Genomic DNA, 20,314 nt, shown 5'->3' on the forward strand with positions numbered 1-20,314 from the left:
GTTGCCCCATGTGTGGACGTTATGCCCTGTTTCGCTGGAATCCTGCCTTCGCTGCCTTGCCGGGCTTTCCGGCCGACCAGCAGGCCCAGTGGAATATCTCCCCGAATGACTCGGTACTGATCCAGCGCCTGGAAGGCGAGCAGCTCACTCTGGCCCGCGCCCGTTGGGGGCTGACGCCGCCCTGGCTCACCGATATGTCCCGCACCCCGGCCCATGCCCGCGCCGAAACCGTGGCCGAGCAACCGATGTTCCGCGAAGCCTTTCGTCAGCGCCGTTGCCTGCTGCCGGCCAATGGCTTTTACGAATGGCGCGGCACGCAGCGCAAGCGCCCCTACTGGCTGACACCGGGGGAGGGCTCCAGCGTGTTTTTCGCCGCGATCTGGGAAGCTTATCCGGTGCAGGAACACGTGTGGCTGAGTACGGCGGTGGTGACGCAGGCCGCGCAAAGTCAGCGCCGGCCGTTGATCCTGGATGCGGCCGGGCAGGCGGCCTGGCTCAACCCTGACACGCCGCTGCCCGTGTTGCAGGCATTGCTGGCCAGCGAACCGAGCGCGTTGCGCGAGCGGGTCCTGGCCAACCTGATCAACGATCCCAAACTCAATGGGCCGGAGTGCCTGACCCCGGCATGAGCCTGTCGACGCGCCCTACACCTTGAACTGATTGATCAGCCGCCGCTGCTGCTCCGCCAGTTTGGTCAAGTCCGCGCTGGCCGCGCTGGATTCGTCCGCGCCGCCCGCCACTTCATTGGCCACCTGGCCGATATTGATCACGTTGCGATTGATGTCCTCGGCCACCGCGCTCTGCTCCTCGGCCGCACTGGCGATCTGAGTGTTCATGTCGTTGATCACCGACACCGCCTGGGTAATGGTCTCCAGCGCTTCGGCCGCCTTGGCCGCGTGTTGCACGCTTTCGTCGGTGCGGTTCTGACTGTCCTCCATTACCCGCACCACTTCCCGCGTGCCCTGTTGCAACTGCTGGATCATGCTCTGGATTTCTTCGGTGGCCTGTTGGGTTTTCTGCGCCAGGTTGCGCACCTCGTCGGCGACCACCGCGAAGCCTCGGCCTTGCTCGCCCGCCCGTGCGGCTTCGATGGCGGCGTTCAGCGCCAGCAGGTTGGTCTGTTCGGCAATCCCGCGAATGGCGGTAAGGATGGCATTGATGTTCTCGCTGTCCTTGGCCAGCGTTTGCACCACCGCCACGGCCTTGCCGATTTCCTCGGCCAGTACGCCGATGGACGCCGAGGTGTCGCGCACAATGCGCATGCCCTGGCTGGCGGCCTGGTCGGCGTGGCTGGCGGCTTGCGCGGCCTGGGTGGCGTTGCGCGCAACATCCTGCGCAGTGGCGGTCATCTCGTGCACGGCGGTGGCGACCTGGTCGATTTCCACCATCTGCTTATGCACGCCCTGGTTGGTGCGAATCGCAATATCGGCGGTGTGCTCCGATGAATCGCTGACTTTCTGCACCGAACTCACCACCTGGGTAATCATGCCCTGCAACTTGATCAGGAACGTATTGAAACCGCTGGCGATTGCGCCCAGTTCGTCGGCGCGGTCGCTGGTCAGGCGGCGGGTCAGGTCGCCTTCGCCTTGAGCGATGTCGTTGAGCATGGCCACCATCTGCTTGAGCGGACGGGCGATACCGTGGCCCACCAGCCAGATCACCAGCAGCCCGAGCCCGGCCACCACCAGGCCCACAATCGCCATGCCGACAGTGTCGGTCTCGCGCTGGGCCTGCAGGTCGCTTTGCAGTGTCTGCGCGTCGGCCATCACCGCCGCCAATGGCAGTTGCATCATCAGGGTCCAGCGCGCGTCGGTCTGGCCGATCCCGAAGGGCAGGAACAACTCGATATGCCCATGCTCACGGTCAATGGTGTAGCGCACTTCGCCGGGTTTGAGCTGGCTGAGGCCGGCCAGTTCGCTGGCGTCGAGCAGGTCGCTGGCCTTTTCGCCGAGCTTGCCGGCGTCCTTGGTGTAAGCCACCAGGCGGCCGTTGCTGGAGATCAGCGCCAGTTCGCCGGCGCCGCCGTAGAGGGCTCGGTCGGCGCTGGTGAGCATGTCCTGAATGAAGTTCACCGACAGATCGGCGCCGACGATGCCCTGGAACCTGCCGTCGACCATGATCGGTTCGATAAACGACGCCAGCATCACCATGACGTCGCCGACCTTGTAAGGGGCGGGGTCAATGGCGCAGGGTTTCTGGCTTTCCTTGGAGCACAGGTAGTATTCGCTGGCGCGCACGCCGGTGGAGAGCATTTTCTGGTCGGCCACGTCCGCGAGTTTATCCAGGCCCAGGCTGCCATCGGCGTTGCGGTACCACCACGGAATAAAGCGGCCGTCGGCGCCCATGCCGACGATGGCGCTGTTCACGTAGGCGGCGTCGTTATGATCGATCGCGTTGGGTTCCCAGCCGATGTAGGCGCCGAGGATTTTCGGGTTGCGCACCACCGTTTCATGCAGCAGGTTGATCAGTTGTTCACGGCCGACCTGCAACGCGGGTTCGCCTTTGGCGTCTTTCATGGCGAGCAGGGCGTTGGCGGTGGCCAGGCTTTTGGCGGTTACCAGCGGCGCCTCCAGCTCCCGCTGGATCAGGGTCGCCTGGGTCTGCGCGAGGGCGGTCAGGCGCTGCTCCACGATCTGCTCGAACTGCGCCTGGGTGCGCTGCTGCACCATCTCCTGGGTGCGCGCACCCGCGAAGACGGCATAGGCCACCAGCACCGCGACCACGGTCAGCACAATGGCCCCGGTCAGCGCGGCGACGGAAAACTGAATTGACTTGAATTTCATGAACACTCCAAGCGCAGAAGAGACGGGCTGCCTTTATGTATCGGCCGCAGGCGCGCAGGGCATGAGCGACTGGCGCTCAAAAGGCCGTCGGTTGTCGCAAATGGAATGGTCGCTGCCGTAGCCGCAGGTGTGAGATGTATCCGAAATTCAGCGGTTACACGTCTGGTGTATCTAGCGCCGATACACGCGAGCGCCTACGATACGCGCCATGTTTTCAGGTCGTCTTTTCAGGGAGAGTGTATTGATGAAGAAATCACTGGCGGTCAGTGTAATGGCGGCAGCGGTCCTGCTGGCCGGGTGTCAATCGGTCAACACCACCAGCGGCGGCGCCGTCGGCGTTGAGCGCAAGCAGTACATGTTCAGCATGCTGTCGAGCCAGGAAGTCGACCAGATGTATGCCCAGTCCTACCAGCAGACCCTGGGCGAAGCCAGCAGCAAGGGCCAGTTGGACAAGACCAGCGCCAACGCCAAGCGCGTGCAGGCCATCGCCAAGCGTCTGATCGCCCAGGCGCCTACTTTCCGCCCGGATGCGGCGCAGTGGAACTGGGAAGTGAACCTAATCAAGAGCGACGAGATGAACGCCAACTGCGGGCCTGGCGGCAAGATCTTCGTATACAGCGCGCTGATCGACAATCTCAAGCTTAGCGATGACGAACTGGCGGCGGTAATGGGCCATGAGATCGCCCACGCCCTGCGCGAGCATGGCCGCGAAGCCATGTCCAAGGCCTACGGCATCGAAATGGCCAAGCAAGGCGCCGGCGCGCTGTTCGGCCTGGGGCAGGACAGCCTGGCACTGGCAGACACCGTGGCCAACTACGGCATGACCTTGCCCAACAGCCGCAGTAACGAAAACGAAGCGGACCTGATTGGCCTGGAGCTGGCCGCCCGCGCCGGCTACAACCCGAACGCCGCGATCACGCTGTGGAACAAGATGGCCAAGGCCTCCGAAGGCGCTCCGCCGGAGTTCATGAGCACTCACCCGGCCTCCGACAGCCGCATCGCCTCGCTGCAGGCAGCCATTCCCAAGGTCATGCCGCTCTACCAGCAGGCTAAGAAGTCCTAAAGCCTGATGAAGATCCAATGTGGGAGGGGGCAAGCCCCATACCACATTGGATTGCTTTGCAGGCTTAGGTCCCTAGATCCAGCCGCTGCTCTGCATGGCCTTGTACACCGCCACGATCGCCAGGATGAAAAATGCCGAGGCGGCGAGTCGGCGAATCAAGGTCAGCGGCAGTTTCTCTGCGGCAAAATTCCCCGCCAGCACCACCGGCACGTTGGCAATCAGCATGCCCAGGGTAGTACCGATAATTACCAGCCACAGCTCCGGGTATTGCGCGGCGAGCATCACGGTGGCGATCTGGGTCTTGTCGCCGATTTCAGCCAGGAAGAACGCAATCAGCGTGGTCACGAAAGGCCCGAACTTGCGGGAAGTGCTGGCTTCGTCATCGTCGAGTTTGTCCGGCACCAGGGTCCATAGCGCGGTGGCGCAGAAGCTGGCCGCGAGGATCCAATGCAGCACCGCGTCCGAGAAGAAACTGCCGAACCAGGCGCCCACGGCACCTGCGGCTGCATGGTTGGCCAGGGTGGCGGCGACGATGCCGGCGATGATCGGCCAGGGTTTGCGAAAGCGAGCGGCCAGGATGAGCGCGAGCAGTTGCGTCTTGTCGCCGATTTCGGCCAGGGCAACGATTGCGGTGGGGACGAGCAATGAATCCAGCATCAGGTAGGTTTCCAGGGGCGGGTCGACACGGCTATGACACGTACAGCCTTCCCGCCCCGGGTAAGGTGTGCGTGTCATAGGTCTTGTCAAACCCCGGTCCGTCTGTGCGGACTCCTGGGTCGCATACGCCATGGTCTGCTGACCAAGTATGTTGACGTATGCCGGACGAGCGTGGCGCTCGTGGGAGACTACTCCCCTAGGACGGAGCGGATTCTGCCTAGGCAAATGCCATTGGGCAAGCGTTCTTTTTCAAACCTCGATCAACCGCGCTTGGCGCGATAGATGCGAAATCCATTGCCCTCGGCCTTGATTGCGCATACGCCCAGATGTTCTTCGATCAGTGGCTGGTACTTCAGGAAACTGTTAGCCACCAGCCGAAGTTCGCCACCTTTTGCCAGGTGTTTCGCTGCTTTTCGCAGCAAATTCTCGGTAGCGAAATAATCGGTATGCACGCCCACATGGAATGGCGGGTTGCTCAGGATCGCATTCAGCCCCATCGGCGCGGCGTCGATGCCATCGCCGGTCAGCACCTCGGCTTCCAGGCCGTTGGCGGCCAGGGTCAGGCGGCTGCTGGCGGCGGCGAAAGCATCCACGTCGAGCAGAGTGACAGTGTTATGCGGATAGCGGCGTTTGATTGCGGCCCCCAGTACGCCGGCCCCACAGCCAAAGTCCAGCAGATGACCGCTCGGCAATTTATCCAGATGCGCCAGCAACAACTCGGTGCCGCGATCCAGGCGGCCGTGGCTGAACACGCCCGGCAGGCTCACCACCTTCAACGGCCCTTCGGCCAGCGGTACGTCGAACGTCTGTGCCAGGCTCTCCAATGCCACCGCCTGCGGGGCATTGGCCACGGTGACTTGCCACAATTGGCAATGTCGCGCGTTGTCGAGCTTGCGCGGTTTGCCCAAGGCAATCATCTGCTTGGCGGCACTTTCGATGCCGGCTTTTTTCTCACCCACCAGAAACAGTTCGGCGCCGGGCAGGCGCGCAGCCACGGCCTTGAGCAGGTAGTCGGTGAGGTCCTTGGACTTGGGCAGGAAAATCACCGCCGCGTCGAACCCGCGCTCCGGCGCATTCACCCCAAACTGGCTGCGCTGCGGGAAGCGCGCGTCGAGCGCCGCCTGGTCGCCGGCATGCCAGCACCAACCGTGGGCATTGGGCAGGCGCCCCAGCAGGTCGTCGGCGGGCAGGCCCACCAGCAGCAGGTTGCCCTGAAAAAGTTCGGCCTGGCGAAGCAGTACTTCACTGCGCGGATCCATGGTCTGCTCCTTGAAAAGGGGCGCAGTTTATCAACTCACAACCCGCAGCGGGGCGCCGCTGAAAAAGCCCCGCGCGTTTTCCGCCAGTTGGCCGACGATACGCTGGCGCGCCTCGCGGCTGCCCCAGGCGTTATGTGGCGTGACGATCAAGCGCGGGATATCGCCGGCCAACAGCGGATTGCCGTTGACCGGCGGCTCCACGCTCAATACGTCGGTAGCCGCACCGCCCAGATGCCCGCTGCGCAACGCATCGGCCAGCGCCTGTTCGTTGATCAAGCCGCCACGCGCGGTGTTGACCACCAGCGCGCCGGGTTTGAGCAGCGCCAATTCGCGGGCGCCGATCAAGTCGCGGGTGTGCTCGTTGAGCGGGCAGTGCAGGGTCAGCGCGTCGACCTGTGTCAACAGCTCATCCAGCGGCACGCGATCGGCGCGGGCAGGGCGCCCTGGAATCGCGCCCAGCACCACGCGCATGCCAAAGGCCTCGGCCAGGCGCGCCACGGCGCTGCCCAGTTCGCCGTGGCCCAGCAGGCCGAGGGTTTTGCCTTGCAGTTCGATGATCGGATGGTCCAGCAGGCAGAACTGCTTGGCCTCCTGCCATTTGCCGGCGGCCACATCCCGCTGGTAGTCCTTCAGCCGCGTCGCCAGGTTAAGCAGCAGCATCAGCGTGTGCTGCGCCACCGACGGTGTGCCATAGCCCTGGCAGTTGCTTACGGTGATGCCATGGGCGCGGGCGGCTTGGAGGTCGACGTTGTTGGTGCCGGTGGCCGATACCAGAATCAGCTTGAGTTCGGGACAGGCCGCCAGTGTCGGTGCGGTGAGCGCGATCTTGTTGCTGATGACTACCTGGGCACCCTGCAGGCGCTCCAGCAGATTGTGCGGCGTTGTGTCCGAAAACAGCTGCAACTCACTGAAGCTGTTTCGCAAGTGGCTGAGGTCGAGATCTCCAAGGTCGAGGGACGGGTGATCAAGGAAGACGGCGCGGCGATTGTTCGTCATCAACTGTACCTTTTGCGACAGGGTTCGAAGGCGTAATCTGCCGAGCCTATCAGATGAAATAATCAGTTACTTAATGGAGTGCGCATGTACCTCGCCGAGTTCTTGACCGTTGCCTTGATTCACTTGTTGGCCGTGGCCAGCCCCGGCCCGGACTTCGCCGTGGTGGTGCGCGAGAGCGTGACCCACGGTCGCCGCGCCGGCACCTGGACGGCCCTGGGCGTGGGCTCGGCGATTTTCCTGCATGTGGGTTATTCGTTGCTGGGGATCGGTCTGATCGTGTCTCAGTCCATCGTGCTGTTCAACGCGCTCAAGTGGGCCGCGGCTGCCTACCTGCTGTACATCGGCTTCAAGGCCCTGCGCGCGCAACCGGCCAAACCCGCCGCCGAGGGCGAACTGCACCGCGAAGCGGGCGAGCGCACCCCGCGCGGCGCCTTCACCGCCGGTTTCGTGACCAATGGCTTGAACCCCAAGGCCACGTTGTTCTTTCTCTCGTTGTTCACCGTGGTGATCAATCCGCACACGCCGTTGGCGGTGCAGGCCGGCTATGGCGTGTACCTGGCGGTGGCGACGGCGCTTTGGTTCTGCCTGGTGGCGATGCTGTTCAGCCAGCAACGCGTTCGCGCCGGCTTCGCGCGCATGGGCCATTGGTTCGATCGGACCATGGGCGCTGTGCTGATTGCCATTGGTGTGAAACTGGCGTTTACCAGCATGAAATAACACTGGCCCACCCACGTGGACAGGCTCAGGTTCTGTGCAAATGCTGGCGCAAAGCTAGCATTTGCTGAGGTCTGCAAATCATTCCTTTGGCTGATTTAGCGCCAACACAACGTCTCTACAGTGCAGGTCTTCAAGCCAAGACCGTGCAGTCATAAAAAGGGATTCGTATGTTGCAGACCCGTGTTATCCCGCCCGCCGAAGGTGCGTACCAATACCCGCTGTTGATCAAGCGCCTGTTGATGTCAGGCACCCGTTACGAGAAGACCCGGGAAATCGTTTACCGTGACCAATTGCGCTACACCTACCCAACCCTGATCGAGCGCGTCGCGCGTCTGGCCAATGTGTTGACCGAGGCGGGTGTGAAGGCCGGTGACACAGTGGCGGTGATGGATTGGGACAGCCATCGCTATCTGGAATGCATGTTCGCCATCCCGATGATCGGCGCGGTGATCCACACCATCAACGTGCGCCTGTCGCCGGAACAGATCCTGTACACCATGAACCATGCCGAGGACCGGTTCGTGCTGGTCAACAGCGAGTTCGTCGGGCTCTATCAAGCCATCGCCGGGCAGCTCACCACGGTGGACAAAACGCTGCTGCTCACCGATGGCGAAGCCAAAACCGCCGAGTTGCCCGACTTGGTCGGCGAGTACGAAACCCTGCTGGCCGCCGCCAGCCCCGACTACGACTTTCAGGATTTCGACGAGCACTCCGTCGCCACCACGTTCTACACCACCGGCACCACCGGTAACCCCAAGGGTGTGTATTTCACCCATCGCCAACTGGTGCTGCACACCATCGGGGTGGCGACCATCATGGGCAGCGTCGACAGCGTGCGGCTGCTGGGCACCAACGACGTGTACATGCCGATCACGCCGATGTTCCACGTGCACGCCTGGGGCTTGCCGTATGTGGCCACCATGCTTGGCCTCAAGCAGGTCTACCCCGGCCGCTACGACCCGCAATTGCTGGTGGAGCTGTGGCGCAAGGAGAAGGTCACGTTCTCCCATTGCGTGCCGACCATCCTGCAGATGGTGCTCAACACCAAGGCCGCTCAAGGGGTGGATTTTGCCGGCTGGAAAATCGTCATCGGTGGCAGTGCGCTGAATCGTTCGCTGTACGAAGCTTCCAAGGCCCGCGGGATTCAACTGACCGCCGCGTACGGTATGTCCGAGACCGGGCCGCTGGTGTCCTGTGCGCACCTCAATGAGGAGCTGCTGGCCGGCAGCGACGACGAACGCATTACCTATCGCATCAAGGCCGGCGTACCGGGGCCGTTGGTCGATGCAGCGATCATCGACGCCGAGGGCCGTTTTCTGCCGGCCGATGGCGAGTCCCAGGGCGAGCTGGTGCTGCGCGCGCCGTGGCTGACCGAAGGGTATTTCAAGGAGCCGCAAAAGGGCGCCGAGCTGTGGGCGGGCGGTTGGATGCACACTGGTGACGTGGCCACGCTGGATGCCTTTGGGGTGATTGATATCCGCGACCGCATCAAGGATGTGATCAAGACCGGCGGTGAGTGGATCTCGTCCCTGGCCCTCGAAGACCTGGTCAGCCGTCATCCGGCGGTTCGCGAAGTAGCGGTGGTGGGCATCGCCGATCCGCAGTGGGGCGAGCGCCCGTTTGCCTTGCTGGTCATGCGCGAGGGCCATGTGATGGGTGCCCGCGAGCTGAAGGAACATCTCAAGCCGTTCGTGGAATTGGGGCACTTGAGCAAGTGGGCGATTCCGAGTCAGATCGCCGTTGTTACGGAAATTCCCAAGACCAGTGTCGGCAAACTCGACAAGAAACGTATCCGCGTTGACATCATTGAATGGCAGGCTAACAACAGCACGTTCCTGTCTACACTCTGACCCCCTGCGCCGTGCCCGTTCGGGCACGGCAATGCTCTATCTGGCGCCTTCACTTGTGATTTGCCGATTTTCAGCCATCCTTGCGGCGTCGGCCCTCGCCGACATGGCGAAAGGTCTGTGGCAGACGGGTCGGTGATGCAAATCACACTTTAGAGGGATCATGCGGTACCCCCTGCTGGCTATAGTCCCACCTGAGTTTTTCAAGGATGCATCGCTTCGGGCCATGGAGGTTCAGTTGCCAGGCAGCATTGGAATCGTTGTATTCCGGCTGTTACACGCATCATCAAGAACTCACTGCCATAACAATAATGCACATGGAGTAGCGTCGATGACCTCAGTAAACCAGTTCTGGCGCCGGGCAAGATTGCCTCTGGCCGTCAGCCTCGCCTCTACGCTCGCCGGGCCTGCATTCGGCGTCAGTTTCAATATCGGTGAAATCGAAGGCAACTTCGACTCGTCGCTTTCGGTGGGCGCGAGCTGGTCGACAGCCAAGCCTAACAAGGACTTGATCGGCGCCAACAACGGCGGCCGGGGGTTGTCCCAGACCTCCGATGACGGCCATCTGAACTTCAAGCGCGGCGAGACCTTCTCCAAGATCTTCAAAGGTATTCACGACCTGGAGCTGAAGTACGGCGACACCGGCGTGTTCGTGCGGGGCAAATACTGGTACGACTTCGAACTCAAGGATGAAAGCCGTGAGTTCAAGGACATCAGCGACAACAATCGCAAGGAAGGCGCCAAGTCTTCCGGTGGGCAGATTCTCGATGCCTTCGTCTATCACAACTATGCGATTGCCGATCAGCCGGGCAGCGTGCGGTTCGGTAAGCAGGTGGTGAGCTGGGGCGAAAGCACCTTCATCGGCGGCGGTATCAACTCCATCAACCCGATTGACGTGTCCGCATTCCGTCGTCCGGGTGCCGAAATCAAGGAAGGCCTGATTCCGGTCAACATGTTTTACGTGTCACAGACCCTGACCGATAACCTGTCGGCCGAAGCGTTTTACCAGTTGGAATGGGACCAGACCGTCACCGACAACTGCGGTACGTTTTTCTCGCAGCCGGATGTGATTTCCGATGGCTGCAGCAATAACCTGCGCGTGCTGAACAAGCGCTCGACCATTCCGGGGGCTGCCTTGCCGACGTTGACGGCCCTGGGTGTGGACGTTAACAACGAAGGCGTGCTGGTGCGCCGTGGCCCTGACCGTGATGCCCGAGACAGCGGCCAATTCGGCGTGGCCATGCACTACAACTTCGAGCCGCTGGACACCGAGTTCGGCGCGTATTTCATGAATTACCACAGCCGTGCGCCGATCTTCAGTGCACAGGGTGCGCCGGCGTCGGCCTACACCCGTCCGCTGGGGCCGCTGGGCGCCTTGCGGCCATTGGTCGTGGCCGGCAACTCCAACTACTTCGTCGAGTACCCGGAAGATATCCGCCTCTACGGTTTGAGCTTCTCCACCACGCTGCCGACGGGCACCGCGTGGAGCGGTGAGCTGAGTTACCGTCCCAACGCACCGGTGCAGTTGAGCACCACCGATATTCTCTTCGCCGGTGTTACGCCGATCCCGGGCTTTGGCAACGCGTCCGTGCTCAAAGGCACCCCAGGCCAGGATCTGCACGGTTACAACCGCAAGGAAGTGACCCAGTTCCAGACCACCTTCACGCACTTCTTCGACCAAGTGATGGGCGCGAGCCGCTTGACCACCGTCGGTGAAATCGGCGTGACCCATGTGGGCGGCCTGGAAAGCAAATCACAAGCCCGTTACGGCCGTGACCCGGTATTCGGTCCTGGCACCTTGCCGGCTGGCTTCTGCGACAGGCTCAACCAATCCACGGCCAATGGCGCCGGCCTGCCCAACGCCGCCGGCTTGAACACCAATTGCAACAACGACGGCTTCACCACGGCAACCTCCTGGGGCTACCGCGCGCGTGCCATCTGGGAATACCCGGACGTGTTCGCCGGTGTGAACCTCAAGCCCAACGTGGCGTGGTCCCACGACGTGAAAGGTTATTCGCCAGGCCCTGGCGGTAACTTCGAAGAAGGTCGCAAAGCGGTCAGCCTGGGGCTGGATGCCGAATACCAGAACACCTACACCGCGAGCCTGGCGTACACCAACTTCTTCGGCGGCAAGTTCAGCACCGTGGATGACCGTGATTTTGTCGCCCTGAGCGTCGGCGCGAACTTCTAAGCACACTGAATTTCAGGAAGACCGGAATATGAAAATAACTAAAAGTCTGTTGCACGTAGGTGTGCTGGGGCTGTCGATCCTGGCGAGCAACGTCATGGCGGCGGTCTCGGCGGATGAAGCCGCCAAGCTGGGCACCACCCTCACGCCGATGGGCGCCGAGATGGCCGGGAACGCGGCGGGCACCATCCCCAAATGGTCGCCTATGCCGACCAACGCCGGCGCTGTGGATGCCAAGGGGTTCCTCGCCAACCCGTACGCCAGTGAGCAACCACAGTTCACCATCACCGCGCAGAACGTCGAGCAGTACAAAGACAAACTGGCGCCGGGGCAGTACGCGATGTTCAAGCGCTACCCGGAAACCTTCAAGATGCCGGTCTACCCGACCCATCGCGGCGCTACCGTGCCGGCCGATGTGTTCGCCTCGATCAAGAAGAACGCCACCACTACCAACCTGGTGTCCGGCGGCAACGGCCTGGAAAACTTCGAAACTGCGGTACCGTTCCCGATTCCGAAAAGTGGCGTCGAGGTGATCTGGAACCATATCACTCGCTATCGCGGCGGTAGCGTCACGCGCCTGGTGACGCAGGCTACCCCGCAGACCAATGGCTCTTACAGCCTGGTGTATTTCCGCGACCAGTTCGTGTTCCGCGACAAAATGAAGGACTTCGATCCGAAGAACCCGGGCAACGTGCTGTTCTACTTCAAGCAGCAAGTAACCGCGCCGGCGCGTCTTGCCGGTGGTGTGCTGCTGGTGCACGAAACTCTGGACCAGGTGAAGGAGCCGCGTTCGGCGTGGGTCTACAACGCCGGCCAGCGTCGTGTGCGCCGGGCCCCGCAAGTCTCCTATGACGGCCCGGGCACCGCCGCCGACGGCCTGCGGACCTCCGACAACCTCGACATGTACAACGGTGCGCCGGACCGCTACGACTGGAAGCTGGAAGGCAAGAAGGAAATCTACATCGCCTCCAACAGCTACAAGATCGACGATCCGAAGCTCAAGTACGCCGACATCATCAAGGCCGGCCACATCAACCAGGACCTGGCGCGTTACGAACTGCGCCGCGTCTGGCACGTGGTCGCCACCTTGAAGGAAGGCCAGCGCCACATCTACGCCAAGCGTGACTTCTACATCGACGAAGACACCTGGCAAGCCGCGGTGATCGACCACTACGACGGCCGTGGCCAACTGTGGCGCGTCGCCGAAGCTCATGCCGAGAACTACTACGACAAGCAAGTGCCGTGGTACGCCCTGGAAACCCTCTACGACCTGCAGTCCGGCCGTTACCTGGCGCTGGGCATGAAGAACGAAGAGAAACAGGCCTACGACTTTGGCTTCACCGCTACCACCAGCGACTTCACCCCGGCGGCCTTGCGTCAGGATGGTGTGCGCTAAGCTGAACGACTCAATGTGGAAGGGGGCTTGCCCCCGGTAGCGGTGTGACAGTCAGCGCAGCATCGACTGATCCGCCTCTATCGGGAGCAAGCCCCCTTCCACTTTTGTTTGTGGCGATATTTCTTGTCGCAGTTCTTTTCCAGGCAATTGTTGCAAAGATCTACAAACCGGCGGCTTTTACCGCTAGTCTGCGGACATCTGCAATGCCGACAATAGCCTTCAATAAGAGCCCGGCGATGACTGATCTGTCCCGAATCCAAGGGCCCGCCAGTACGGCGATCCCGTCCCTGGACGCGCGTTTCTACAGGCCACCGCTGCCTGACGGCTACGTGCCGCGACCGCGCCTGTGCGAACGGCTGAATGCCGGATTGCAGGGACGGTTGCTGCTGGTCAGCGCGCCGGCCGGCTTCGGCAAGAGTTCCCTGGCGGTCGAGTTCTGCCAAAGCCTGCCGACGCACTGGCAAAGCCTGTGGCTGGGCCTGAGCCCACGGGACAGTGACCCCGGTCGTTTCCTCGAACGTTTGCTCGAAGGCCTGCAACAGTACTTTTCGCCGATCGGCGCCCAGTCCCTGGGCCTGCTGAAAATGCGCCAGCGTCATCAACCCTTTGCCTTTGAAGAATGGCTCGATGGCCTGCTCGATGAGTTGGCCGTTCACTTGTCCACCCGCGCGCCGCTGTTGCTGGTACTCGATGACTACCATCTGGCCCAGGGCCCGGTGCTGGACCGTTGCCTGCAGTTTTTCCTCAACCACTTGCCCGACGGCCTGGTGGTGCTGGTAACCAGCCGCCAGCGCCCGGATTGGCATCTGGCGCGCCTGCGTTTGTCGCGGCACTTGCTCGAACTGCACGAACATGACCTGCGTTTGACCCATGGCGAATCCTTGGCAGTGCTGGATCACCATAGCAATTCGCTGCGCGGCGAAGCCCTCGATAACTTGATCCGGCGCAGTGAAGGCTGGGTGGCCGGACTGCGCTTCTGGTTGCTGGCGGCGTCCGAAGCCGGCAACGAAGGCGCTTTGCCCCAGAGCCTGCACGGCGGCGAAGGTCTGATCCGCGATTATCTGTTGGAAGAGGTGATCGACTGTCTGCCGGCTGACGTGCAGGCATTCCTGTTCGACACCGCGCCCCAGGAGCGCTTTTGCAGCGAACTGTGCGACGCTGTGCGCGAAGCCCACGACAGCGCGGACATCCTGCGCTACCTGCAATCTCACCAGGTGTTTCTGGTGCCGCTGGACGAGCAGGGCGTCTGGTTTCGCTATCACCATCTGTTCTCCGACCTGTTGCGCAGTCGCCGCGCGAACAGCCCGGTGCTGCCGGCCGCGAGCCTGCACCTGCGCGCCTGTCGCTGGTTCAATGCCCAGGGCCTGATCGACGAAGCGGTGGAGCAGGCATTGCGCGCCGGCCATTTGGATGTGGCGGCAAACCTGGTGCAAAACCTGTCCGAAGAACAGCTGCTGGCCGAGCAGAATGTCGGCATGCTGCTGCGCTGGAAAATGGACTTGCCCGACAGCCTGCTGATCAGCACGCCGCGCTTGATTGTGTTGTACAGCTGGGCGTTGGGCCTGGCCTGCCAGCTAGACGCGGCGCAGGAACTGTCCAGTTACCTCAGTCGCTTCCTGCCGGCCCCTTCGGCCACCGCACAACGATCGATGCTGGCGCAGTGGCTGGCGCTGAGCGGCATCATCGCCCGTGGTCGTGGTGATCGCGAGCTGACCCAGCGCTACTGCAGCGAGGCGTTGGACAGCCTGCCGCAGCGCCGCTATGGCCAGCGGCTGATGTGTCTGTCGACCTTATCCAACCTGGCGATTGCCGATGCCGACCTGTGGCGCGCCCGGGGCTTGAATCGCGAATCGCTGGAGCTCGCGCAGCGGGTCGGCAATCCGTTGTTCGAGGCCTTGGCCCACTACGACCGTGCGCGGGTGTTGCAGGCGCGCGGTGAAATCCTGCGTTCGCTCGACGAAGTGCGCCAGGGCCTGCAGCGCCTGCATGGCCTGGCGCCTCAGCGGTTGTATGCGGTGCGCGCGCGCCTGGCGCTGTATGAAGGTTACTTGCTGCTGTTGCGCTTGCAGCCCGAAGCGGGCCTGGCTCGCCTGCGCGCCGGGCTGGCGGAGGCCCGAGCCTGCCGCGATATCAGCGTGCTGATCGGGCACTGTGTGATCGCCAGTTTCGAAGGACGCCGCGGCGACTTTCCTCTGGCCTTCGCCGAGCTGGCTGAAGCCGAGCGCTTGATGCATATCTGGGACGTGCCGCCGATTTACTACCTGGCCATGATCACCCTGATCAAATGCGAACTGTGGCTGGCCCAGGGCCGTACCGACCTGGCCGATGCCTGGCTGACGCGGCTGGGGCAGACCTACAACGGCGACCACGCCGCCGCCGCGCCGGAGTTTCATCCCCACCTGCCGCAACACATCGGCCTGCAACAAGCCGCCCTGGACGCCACGCGTCATCAGCCCGAAGCGGCGTTGCAGCGTTTGGAGCAATTGGCGCAAGAGGCCCAGACCAGCGGCCGCCAGATGATCGCTTTGCTGGCGCTGACCCAGCAGGTGCAACTGCTGCTGGAGGGCGGGCAGCCGGCCAAGGCGCGGCCGATGCTGGCCCAGGCCCTGCAGGCTGCCGCCGGGGGCGCACTGCAACCGTTCCAGCGGCTGTTGGAAAACCATGCTGACTGGATGCGCGAGCAGTTGGCTCAGCACCCTCACGCCCTGGCGAGCCAGGCCCTGCTGGCGTTGTTGCCCACGGCGGCGGCGGGGGTTTCACCCTCCCATGAGGCGCTCAGCGCGCGCGAAATGGCCGTGCTGCAACTGATTGCCCTGGGATGTTCGAATCAGGAAATCAGCAATCAGTTGTTCATTTCCCTGCACACCGTGAAAACCCACGCCAGCCACATCAACAGCAAGCTTGGCGTGGAGCGACGCACTCAGGCCGTGGCCCGCGCGAAGGCCATGGGGTTGCTGGCCTGATCTCGCGGTGGGCTACGGTGTGCCTGGGCACTGGCCAGCAGCGCTGGCGGCTGCCCGGCTGACCTGTGCCGCGAAGCGCTTGAGGTTGTTCTGATGGGCCAGCACCACATCGTCAATGCCGCTGCCCGCCGGCGACTGCAAGGTTGTTCGGCACAGCAGCGACGGGCGTTCAGTGCCGCTGGCGGGCCGCAGACGCCACTGGGCGTCAAACCGGGCGTACTGGCCAGGCACGGAATCAAAGCGCTGCACGTCGACCCGCAACAGCAGCGGTGGCCGAGGATTGCTGTTGGCCAACTGATCCACCAGCGCGCTGCGCATTTCGTCCGCCAGGCTGGCGGCCCACCACTGGGTTTCCAGGATGGCGATGCCCGTGTCGCCCTGGCGCACCACGATCTGCGGTCGGTCCACGGCGGGCGGCACCGTGAGGCTCTCGATGCGGATCGTGCCGGTACCGCCAACCGTGGGCAGATTCGCATGCGCCGGGGTCAGCGTATGGAAGGTAATGGGCGTGCTGCCGCAGGCCGACAGCGCCAACAACGCGCCGAGCAGGGTGGCTTTGAACGGAAACGTCATGGCGCTTGCTCCAGGTTTCATTTGCGCGGTGGCCCTTGCAGGTTCAGGGGCGCGGCGTTGTCGGGGCGACCGCGAATCAGCGATTCCGGGTGACGGCCCAGGTAGTCCGACAGCTCGCGCAACGAGCGGGACATGCGGCCCAGCTCATCCAGGGTCTGGGTCAGTTGCTCGCGCTGCGGTGAGTCTTCGGCGAGGGTCGCGTTGGCCGATTGCAACGTCTTGCTGACGTCGGCCAAGGTCGTCTGTACGCCGGGCAGGGTCTTGGCGTTGAACTGGGTGAGGCCTTTGCGCAACTCGACGAGATTGCTGTCGAGGTTGCCGGCGATGCGTTCGATCGGCAGTTGATTGATCTTGTTGACGATGCTTTCGAGTTTTTCCTGCAGTTGTTCCAGGTTACCGGGAATGGTCGGGATGCTGACCGGGCGCAGGGTGGGGTCGAAGGTGACCTTGTCGGCTTTGGGGTAGAAGTCCAGGGCAATGTACAACTGGCCGGTCAGCAGGTTGCCGCTGCGCGCCTGGGCCCGCAGACCGTTCTCGATGAACGAGCCGATCAGGCGTACGCCGGCGGCTTCATCCTTGGGATCGTTGTTCATGGTCTTGAGCAGCTTGGTATGGGCCTGTCCGAGCAATTGGGGATAGATGACGATGCCGACGTTGAGTGGGAAGCTGCGTTTTTTGGCATCGAAGTCCAGGTTGACCGACACCACTTTGCCGAACTCGATGCCGAGGAACTCCACCGGCGCGCCGACCTTGAGCCCGCGCAGGGCCTGGTCGAAACGCAGGGCCATGTATTGGCCGTCGCCGGTGGGCGGAGCAAGCGCGCTGACCTGGTCGTCGAACAGTTCGAACGTTTGTTCCTCATCGGCGGGCTTATCGTTGGGGCTGTAAGGCGGCGCCAGGAACGCAATACCGCCCACCAGCATGGACGACAGCGATTCGGTTTTCAGCGCGAAGCCATTGGCGCCGACACTCAGGTCGATCCCACTGGCGTTCCAGAAGCGGGTGTTCTGCGTGACATACGCGTCATTGGGCGCATGCACGAACACTTCGAGATCGACCCCTTTGCCTTCGGCATCCAGTTTGTAGGCCACCACTTGGCCGACCTCGATTTTGCGGTAGTACACCGGCGAGCCGATATCCAGCGAGCCCAGGGTCTGCGTATGCAACGTAAAACGTTTGCCCGGTTCGCCGTAGGTGATCGGCGGCGGGTTTTCCAGGCCCTTGAACTGCCTGGCGCGGGTCTCGGACTGGCCGATGTCGGCACCGATATAGTCGCCGGACAACAGCGTGTCGATACCGGAAACGCCACCCGCGCCGATGCGCGGGCGTACCACCCAGAACTGCGAGTCGGCGCGCGTGAAACTTTCGGCCTGCTTGGCCAACTGCACGGTCGCGTTGACGCTTTTCTGATCGTCGCTCAGGGCCACATCGGTCACTTGGCCGATCACCACGTTGCGGTACTTGACCTCGGTTTTATTCGCTGTCAGCCCGCTGCCGGTCCTGAAGTTAAGCGTGATGGTCGGGCCCTGCTGCAGGACGTTGTGGACCACCAGCGAAATCCCCACCAATACCGCAACGATCGGCACGATCCAGACCAGCGACACACTGAAGCGCCGGGTCTTGATGGCCGGCGATCCGGGCGTTTGCGCAGCGTCAGTGCGGGACGTCATCCGAGGTCTCCTTAGTGTGTGGGGGTTCCCAGATCAGCCTCGGGTCGAAGCTCATCGCAGCCAACATGGTAAATACAACCACCAGGCCGAAAAACAGAATGCCCAGGCGCGGCTCGATAGTGCCCAGCGCCTGAAACTTCACCAGCGCGGCCACCAGCGCGACCACGATGACATCCAGCATCGACCAGTAGCCAATCAGTTCGACAAAACGGAACAGCTTCGAGCGCTCCTTGCGCGCCCACAGGCTGTTGCGTTGCACGGTCACCAGCAGCAGCGCCAGAGAAACGAACTTGATCCCCGGCACGGCGATGCTGGCGATAAAAATGATCAGCGCGATGTCCCACGCGCCGTGCTGCCAGAACTCAAGAACCCCGCTCATGATGGTGCTGTCGGCGCCCGAGCCGAACAGGCTGGTATTCATCACCGGCAGCACATTGGCCGGTACATAAAAGGCCAGCGCCGTGAGCATGTAGGCCCAGGTGCGAGTGAGCGAGCGGACCTTGCGCCGGTGCAGGGGCGCGCCGCAGCGTTCGCATTCGCCGGGGGCTGCGCTGATGTCAGCCGCCAGGCCGCAGCTGTGGCACAGGCACAGGTTGAGTTCGCTGGCCGTCGGCGGCGTATTCACACAACGTCCCACAGGTCACGCACATCGCGCCCGGCGATACGGATCAGCAACAGGCTCAGCACGGCCAGCGCAAACAGGCCGGTGCCGGGAATGACATCGAGCATGCCGGCCAACTTGAACACCGCCACCATCGCCCCGAGCAGGCACACCTCGAGCATGCTCCACGGCCGCAGTGCTTCGAGCCAGCGCATGCAGAGCCTGAACGCCGGCGAACGCTGGCCGGCCAAGGCGAAACTCAACACCCATATCAGCAGTAACAACTGGAAAACCGGCGCGATGATGATGGAGATCGCGGCCACCAAGGCGATAAAGGTGATTGGCCCCAGGCTCAGGGCCACCACTGAGTCCCACAGCGTGGCGCTGTTTTTCAGGCCCTGCAGGCTGATCGTCATCACCGGATAGAAGTTAGCGAAAGCCCATAGCACCGCGGCGGTCAGCGTCAAGGCGAGGCGCTGTTGCAGCGTCAGGCCGTTGTAGCGCTGCAACACGCCTGCACAGCGCACGCACACGGCTTTTTGATGCCGGGCGAGCGCGACTTTGCGGTACACGCAGTCGCAGTGCTCGCAGATGATCAAGTGGTTCGCCATGAGGCTCGCTCCAGCGCGGCACGTTTGCGATCTTGGGTGGGGTTGAGGGGCGCCCGCAAAGCTTAGCAGCGGCGGCTTTGCATGCGGGCGAGCGAACCGTCACTTTCGGGTGTGAGGCTTGGTCAACCATACTGTGGCGAATATGCCATATGAAGCGCAGGAGTACCGATGAATATTGAACACAACGCCCTTATCCGCGAAACCTTCCCGGTCGGCCCGTTGCAGTGCAACTGCACGATCATCGGCGACCCCGTCACCAAAAAAGCCATCGTGGTCGATCCGGGCGGCAACCCGGAACGGATCCTGGCGCGGCTCGATGCGCTGGGCCTGAAGGTGGTGAGCATCATTCATACCCATGCCCATCTCGATCACTTCCTCGCTTCGGGTCAATTGAAAGAGAAAACCGGCGCCACCCTGCATCTGCACAAGGAAGACCAATTCCTGTGGGACAACCTGGAGATGCAATGCCAGATGTTTGGGGTGCCCTATACGCCAGTGCCGTCGCCCGACCGCTGGCTGGCCGATGATGAGGCCCTGGCCTGCGGCTGCGGCGTGGCTTTGCACACGCCTGGGCATACGCCGGGATCGATGAGTTTCTGGTTCGCCGATGCCAAATTGCTGATTGCCGGTGACACCTTGTTCCGCCGCGGCGTGGGGCGTACGGATCTGTGGGGTGGCGATCAGGCGACCATTGTGCGTTCGATCAAGCAGCGCCTGTATACCCTGGACGATGATGCCATCGTGGTGACGGGGCACGGGCCGGATACGCGGCTGGGGGATGAGATGCGCGAGAACCCGTTCGTTCGGGCTTGATGTCAGCGAGCGCGCCGTTACAGAAAAATCTCAGGTTGTGTTCAGCGGGTGTCTGCTAGGGTTTTGATGGCGGTCAGTGTTGGCCAGTCTTTTGTTACAGCCTGGAACGCGATGACGGAATTTTTGCCGTTTGTCGCGTTCCAAACCCGGCACAGGTCCGTTGCCAATGTCCTTTGC

16 protein-coding genes, 1 pseudogene and 1 riboswitch are annotated in these 20,314 nt (G+C 62.5%); of the genes and pseudogenes, 8 read left to right on the forward strand and 9 right to left on the reverse strand.

What is annotated here, in order from left to right:
* Positions 1 to 8 precede the first annotated feature (8 nt).
* Positions 9 to 629: an SOS response-associated peptidase gene (locus PSH94_RS04450; RefSeq protein ID WP_305436600.1), complete on the forward strand. Its 621-nt coding sequence runs from the start codon at positions 9 to 11 to the stop codon at positions 627 to 629.
* Positions 630 to 644: 15 nt separating this feature from the next.
* Here PSH94_RS04450 and PSH94_RS26025 read toward each other — a convergent pair whose 3' ends face one another.
* Together PSH94_RS26025 and PSH94_RS26030 are read right to left on the reverse strand one after the other, a co-directional pair.
* Positions 645 to 1,487, reverse strand: a complete 843-nt coding sequence (locus PSH94_RS26025; protein ID WP_370694761.1) for a methyl-accepting chemotaxis protein — start codon at positions 1,485 to 1,487, stop codon at positions 645 to 647.
* 63 nt (positions 1,488 to 1,550) lie between these two features.
* Positions 1,551 to 2,783 (reverse strand): annotated as a pseudogene (locus tag PSH94_RS26030) (methyl-accepting chemotaxis protein); the annotation flags it as partial.
* A gap of 244 nt (positions 2,784 to 3,027) precedes the next feature.
* On the opposite strand from PSH94_RS26030, the gene PSH94_RS04460 reads away from it, so the two are divergent.
* Positions 3,028 to 3,846 carry a M48 family metallopeptidase gene (locus PSH94_RS04460; RefSeq protein ID WP_181078590.1) on the forward strand — a complete coding sequence of 273 codons (819 nt, stop codon included), beginning with the start codon at positions 3,028 to 3,030 and terminating at the stop codon, positions 3,844 to 3,846.
* Between the two features lie 72 nt (positions 3,847 to 3,918).
* Here PSH94_RS04460 and PSH94_RS04465 read toward each other — a convergent pair whose 3' ends face one another.
* The 3 genes from PSH94_RS04465 to PSH94_RS04475 all read right to left on the reverse strand — a co-directional run bounded on the left by PSH94_RS04465 (position 3,919) and on the right by PSH94_RS04475 (position 6,758).
* The gene (locus tag PSH94_RS04465; RefSeq protein WP_181078622.1) at positions 3,919 to 4,503 is read right to left on the reverse strand and encodes a TMEM165/GDT1 family protein; all 585 of its coding nucleotides are present in this window, start codon (positions 4,501 to 4,503) and stop codon (positions 3,919 to 3,921) included.
* A gap of 89 nt (positions 4,504 to 4,592) precedes the next feature.
* A riboswitch (yybP-ykoY riboswitch) is annotated at positions 4,593 to 4,712 on the reverse strand.
* A 51-nt stretch (positions 4,713 to 4,763) separates the two neighbouring features.
* On the reverse strand, positions 4,764 to 5,762 hold the full coding sequence (locus PSH94_RS04470) for a class I SAM-dependent methyltransferase (RefSeq protein WP_181078588.1): 999 nt from the start codon (positions 5,760 to 5,762) through the stop codon (positions 4,764 to 4,766).
* 30 nt (positions 5,763 to 5,792) lie between these two features.
* The gene (locus PSH94_RS04475) at positions 5,793 to 6,758 is read right to left on the reverse strand and encodes a 2-hydroxyacid dehydrogenase (RefSeq protein ID WP_305436605.1); all 966 of its coding nucleotides are present in this window, start codon (positions 6,756 to 6,758) and stop codon (positions 5,793 to 5,795) included.
* Positions 6,759 to 6,842: 84 nt separating this feature from the next.
* Here PSH94_RS04475 and PSH94_RS04480 point away from each other — a divergent pair, with 84 nt between their 5' ends.
* The 5 genes from PSH94_RS04480 (at position 6,843) to PSH94_RS04500 (ending at position 15,869) form a co-directional block, all read left to right on the forward strand.
* Positions 6,843 to 7,475, forward strand: coding sequence for a LysE family translocator (locus PSH94_RS04480; RefSeq protein WP_034095946.1), 633 nt, complete (start codon positions 6,843 to 6,845; stop codon positions 7,473 to 7,475).
* A 167-nt stretch (positions 7,476 to 7,642) separates the two neighbouring features.
* Positions 7,643 to 9,325, forward strand: coding sequence for a fatty acid--CoA ligase (locus PSH94_RS04485; protein ID WP_181078582.1), 1,683 nt, complete (start codon positions 7,643 to 7,645; stop codon positions 9,323 to 9,325).
* A gap of 328 nt (positions 9,326 to 9,653) precedes the next feature.
* Positions 9,654 to 11,513: a DUF1302 domain-containing protein gene (locus tag PSH94_RS04490; protein WP_181078580.1), complete on the forward strand. Its 1,860-nt coding sequence runs from the start codon at positions 9,654 to 9,656 to the stop codon at positions 11,511 to 11,513.
* A gap of 28 nt (positions 11,514 to 11,541) precedes the next feature.
* Entirely contained in the window at positions 11,542 to 12,906 is a 1,365-nt protein-coding gene (locus tag PSH94_RS04495) for a DUF1329 domain-containing protein (protein WP_181078578.1), read from the forward strand.
* Between the two features lie 236 nt (positions 12,907 to 13,142).
* Positions 13,143 to 15,869: a LuxR C-terminal-related transcriptional regulator gene (locus PSH94_RS04500; protein WP_305436607.1), complete on the forward strand. Its 2,727-nt coding sequence runs from the start codon at positions 13,143 to 13,145 to the stop codon at positions 15,867 to 15,869.
* A gap of 12 nt (positions 15,870 to 15,881) precedes the next feature.
* Here the strand turns inward: PSH94_RS04500 and PSH94_RS04505 are convergent, their stop codons facing one another.
* From PSH94_RS04505 to PSH94_RS04520, 4 genes are read right to left on the reverse strand one after another with little or no spacing between them, the layout of a single operon-like run.
* On the reverse strand, positions 15,882 to 16,442 hold the full coding sequence (locus PSH94_RS04505; RefSeq protein WP_253510507.1) for a membrane integrity-associated transporter subunit PqiC: 561 nt from the start codon (positions 16,440 to 16,442) through the stop codon (positions 15,882 to 15,884).
* 17 nt (positions 16,443 to 16,459) lie between these two features.
* On the reverse strand, positions 16,460 to 18,112 hold the full coding sequence (locus tag PSH94_RS04510) for an intermembrane transport protein PqiB (RefSeq protein ID WP_305436608.1): 1,653 nt from the start codon (positions 18,110 to 18,112) through the stop codon (positions 16,460 to 16,462).
* Complete coding sequence (locus tag PSH94_RS04515) at positions 18,096 to 18,737, reverse strand: paraquat-inducible protein A (protein WP_181078571.1); 642 nt, start codon at positions 18,735 to 18,737, stop codon at positions 18,096 to 18,098. The genes PSH94_RS04510 and PSH94_RS04515 overlap by 17 nt, the downstream gene beginning before the upstream one ends.
* Positions 18,734 to 19,324, reverse strand: a complete 591-nt coding sequence (locus tag PSH94_RS04520) for a paraquat-inducible protein A (RefSeq protein WP_181078569.1) — start codon at positions 19,322 to 19,324, stop codon at positions 18,734 to 18,736. Before PSH94_RS04520 ends, PSH94_RS04515 begins: the two co-directional genes overlap by 4 nt.
* 168 nt (positions 19,325 to 19,492) lie before the next feature.
* On the opposite strand from PSH94_RS04520, the gene PSH94_RS04525 reads away from it, so the two are divergent.
* Positions 19,493 to 20,137, forward strand: coding sequence for an MBL fold metallo-hydrolase (locus PSH94_RS04525; RefSeq protein ID WP_305436610.1), 645 nt, complete (start codon positions 19,493 to 19,495; stop codon positions 20,135 to 20,137).
* Positions 20,138 to 20,314: the final 177 nt, after the last annotated feature.

It is taken from the genome of Pseudomonas sp. FP2254, from assembly GCF_030687695.1.
In the GTDB taxonomy this organism is placed as follows: domain Bacteria; phylum Pseudomonadota; class Gammaproteobacteria; order Pseudomonadales; family Pseudomonadaceae; genus Aquipseudomonas; species Aquipseudomonas quebecensis.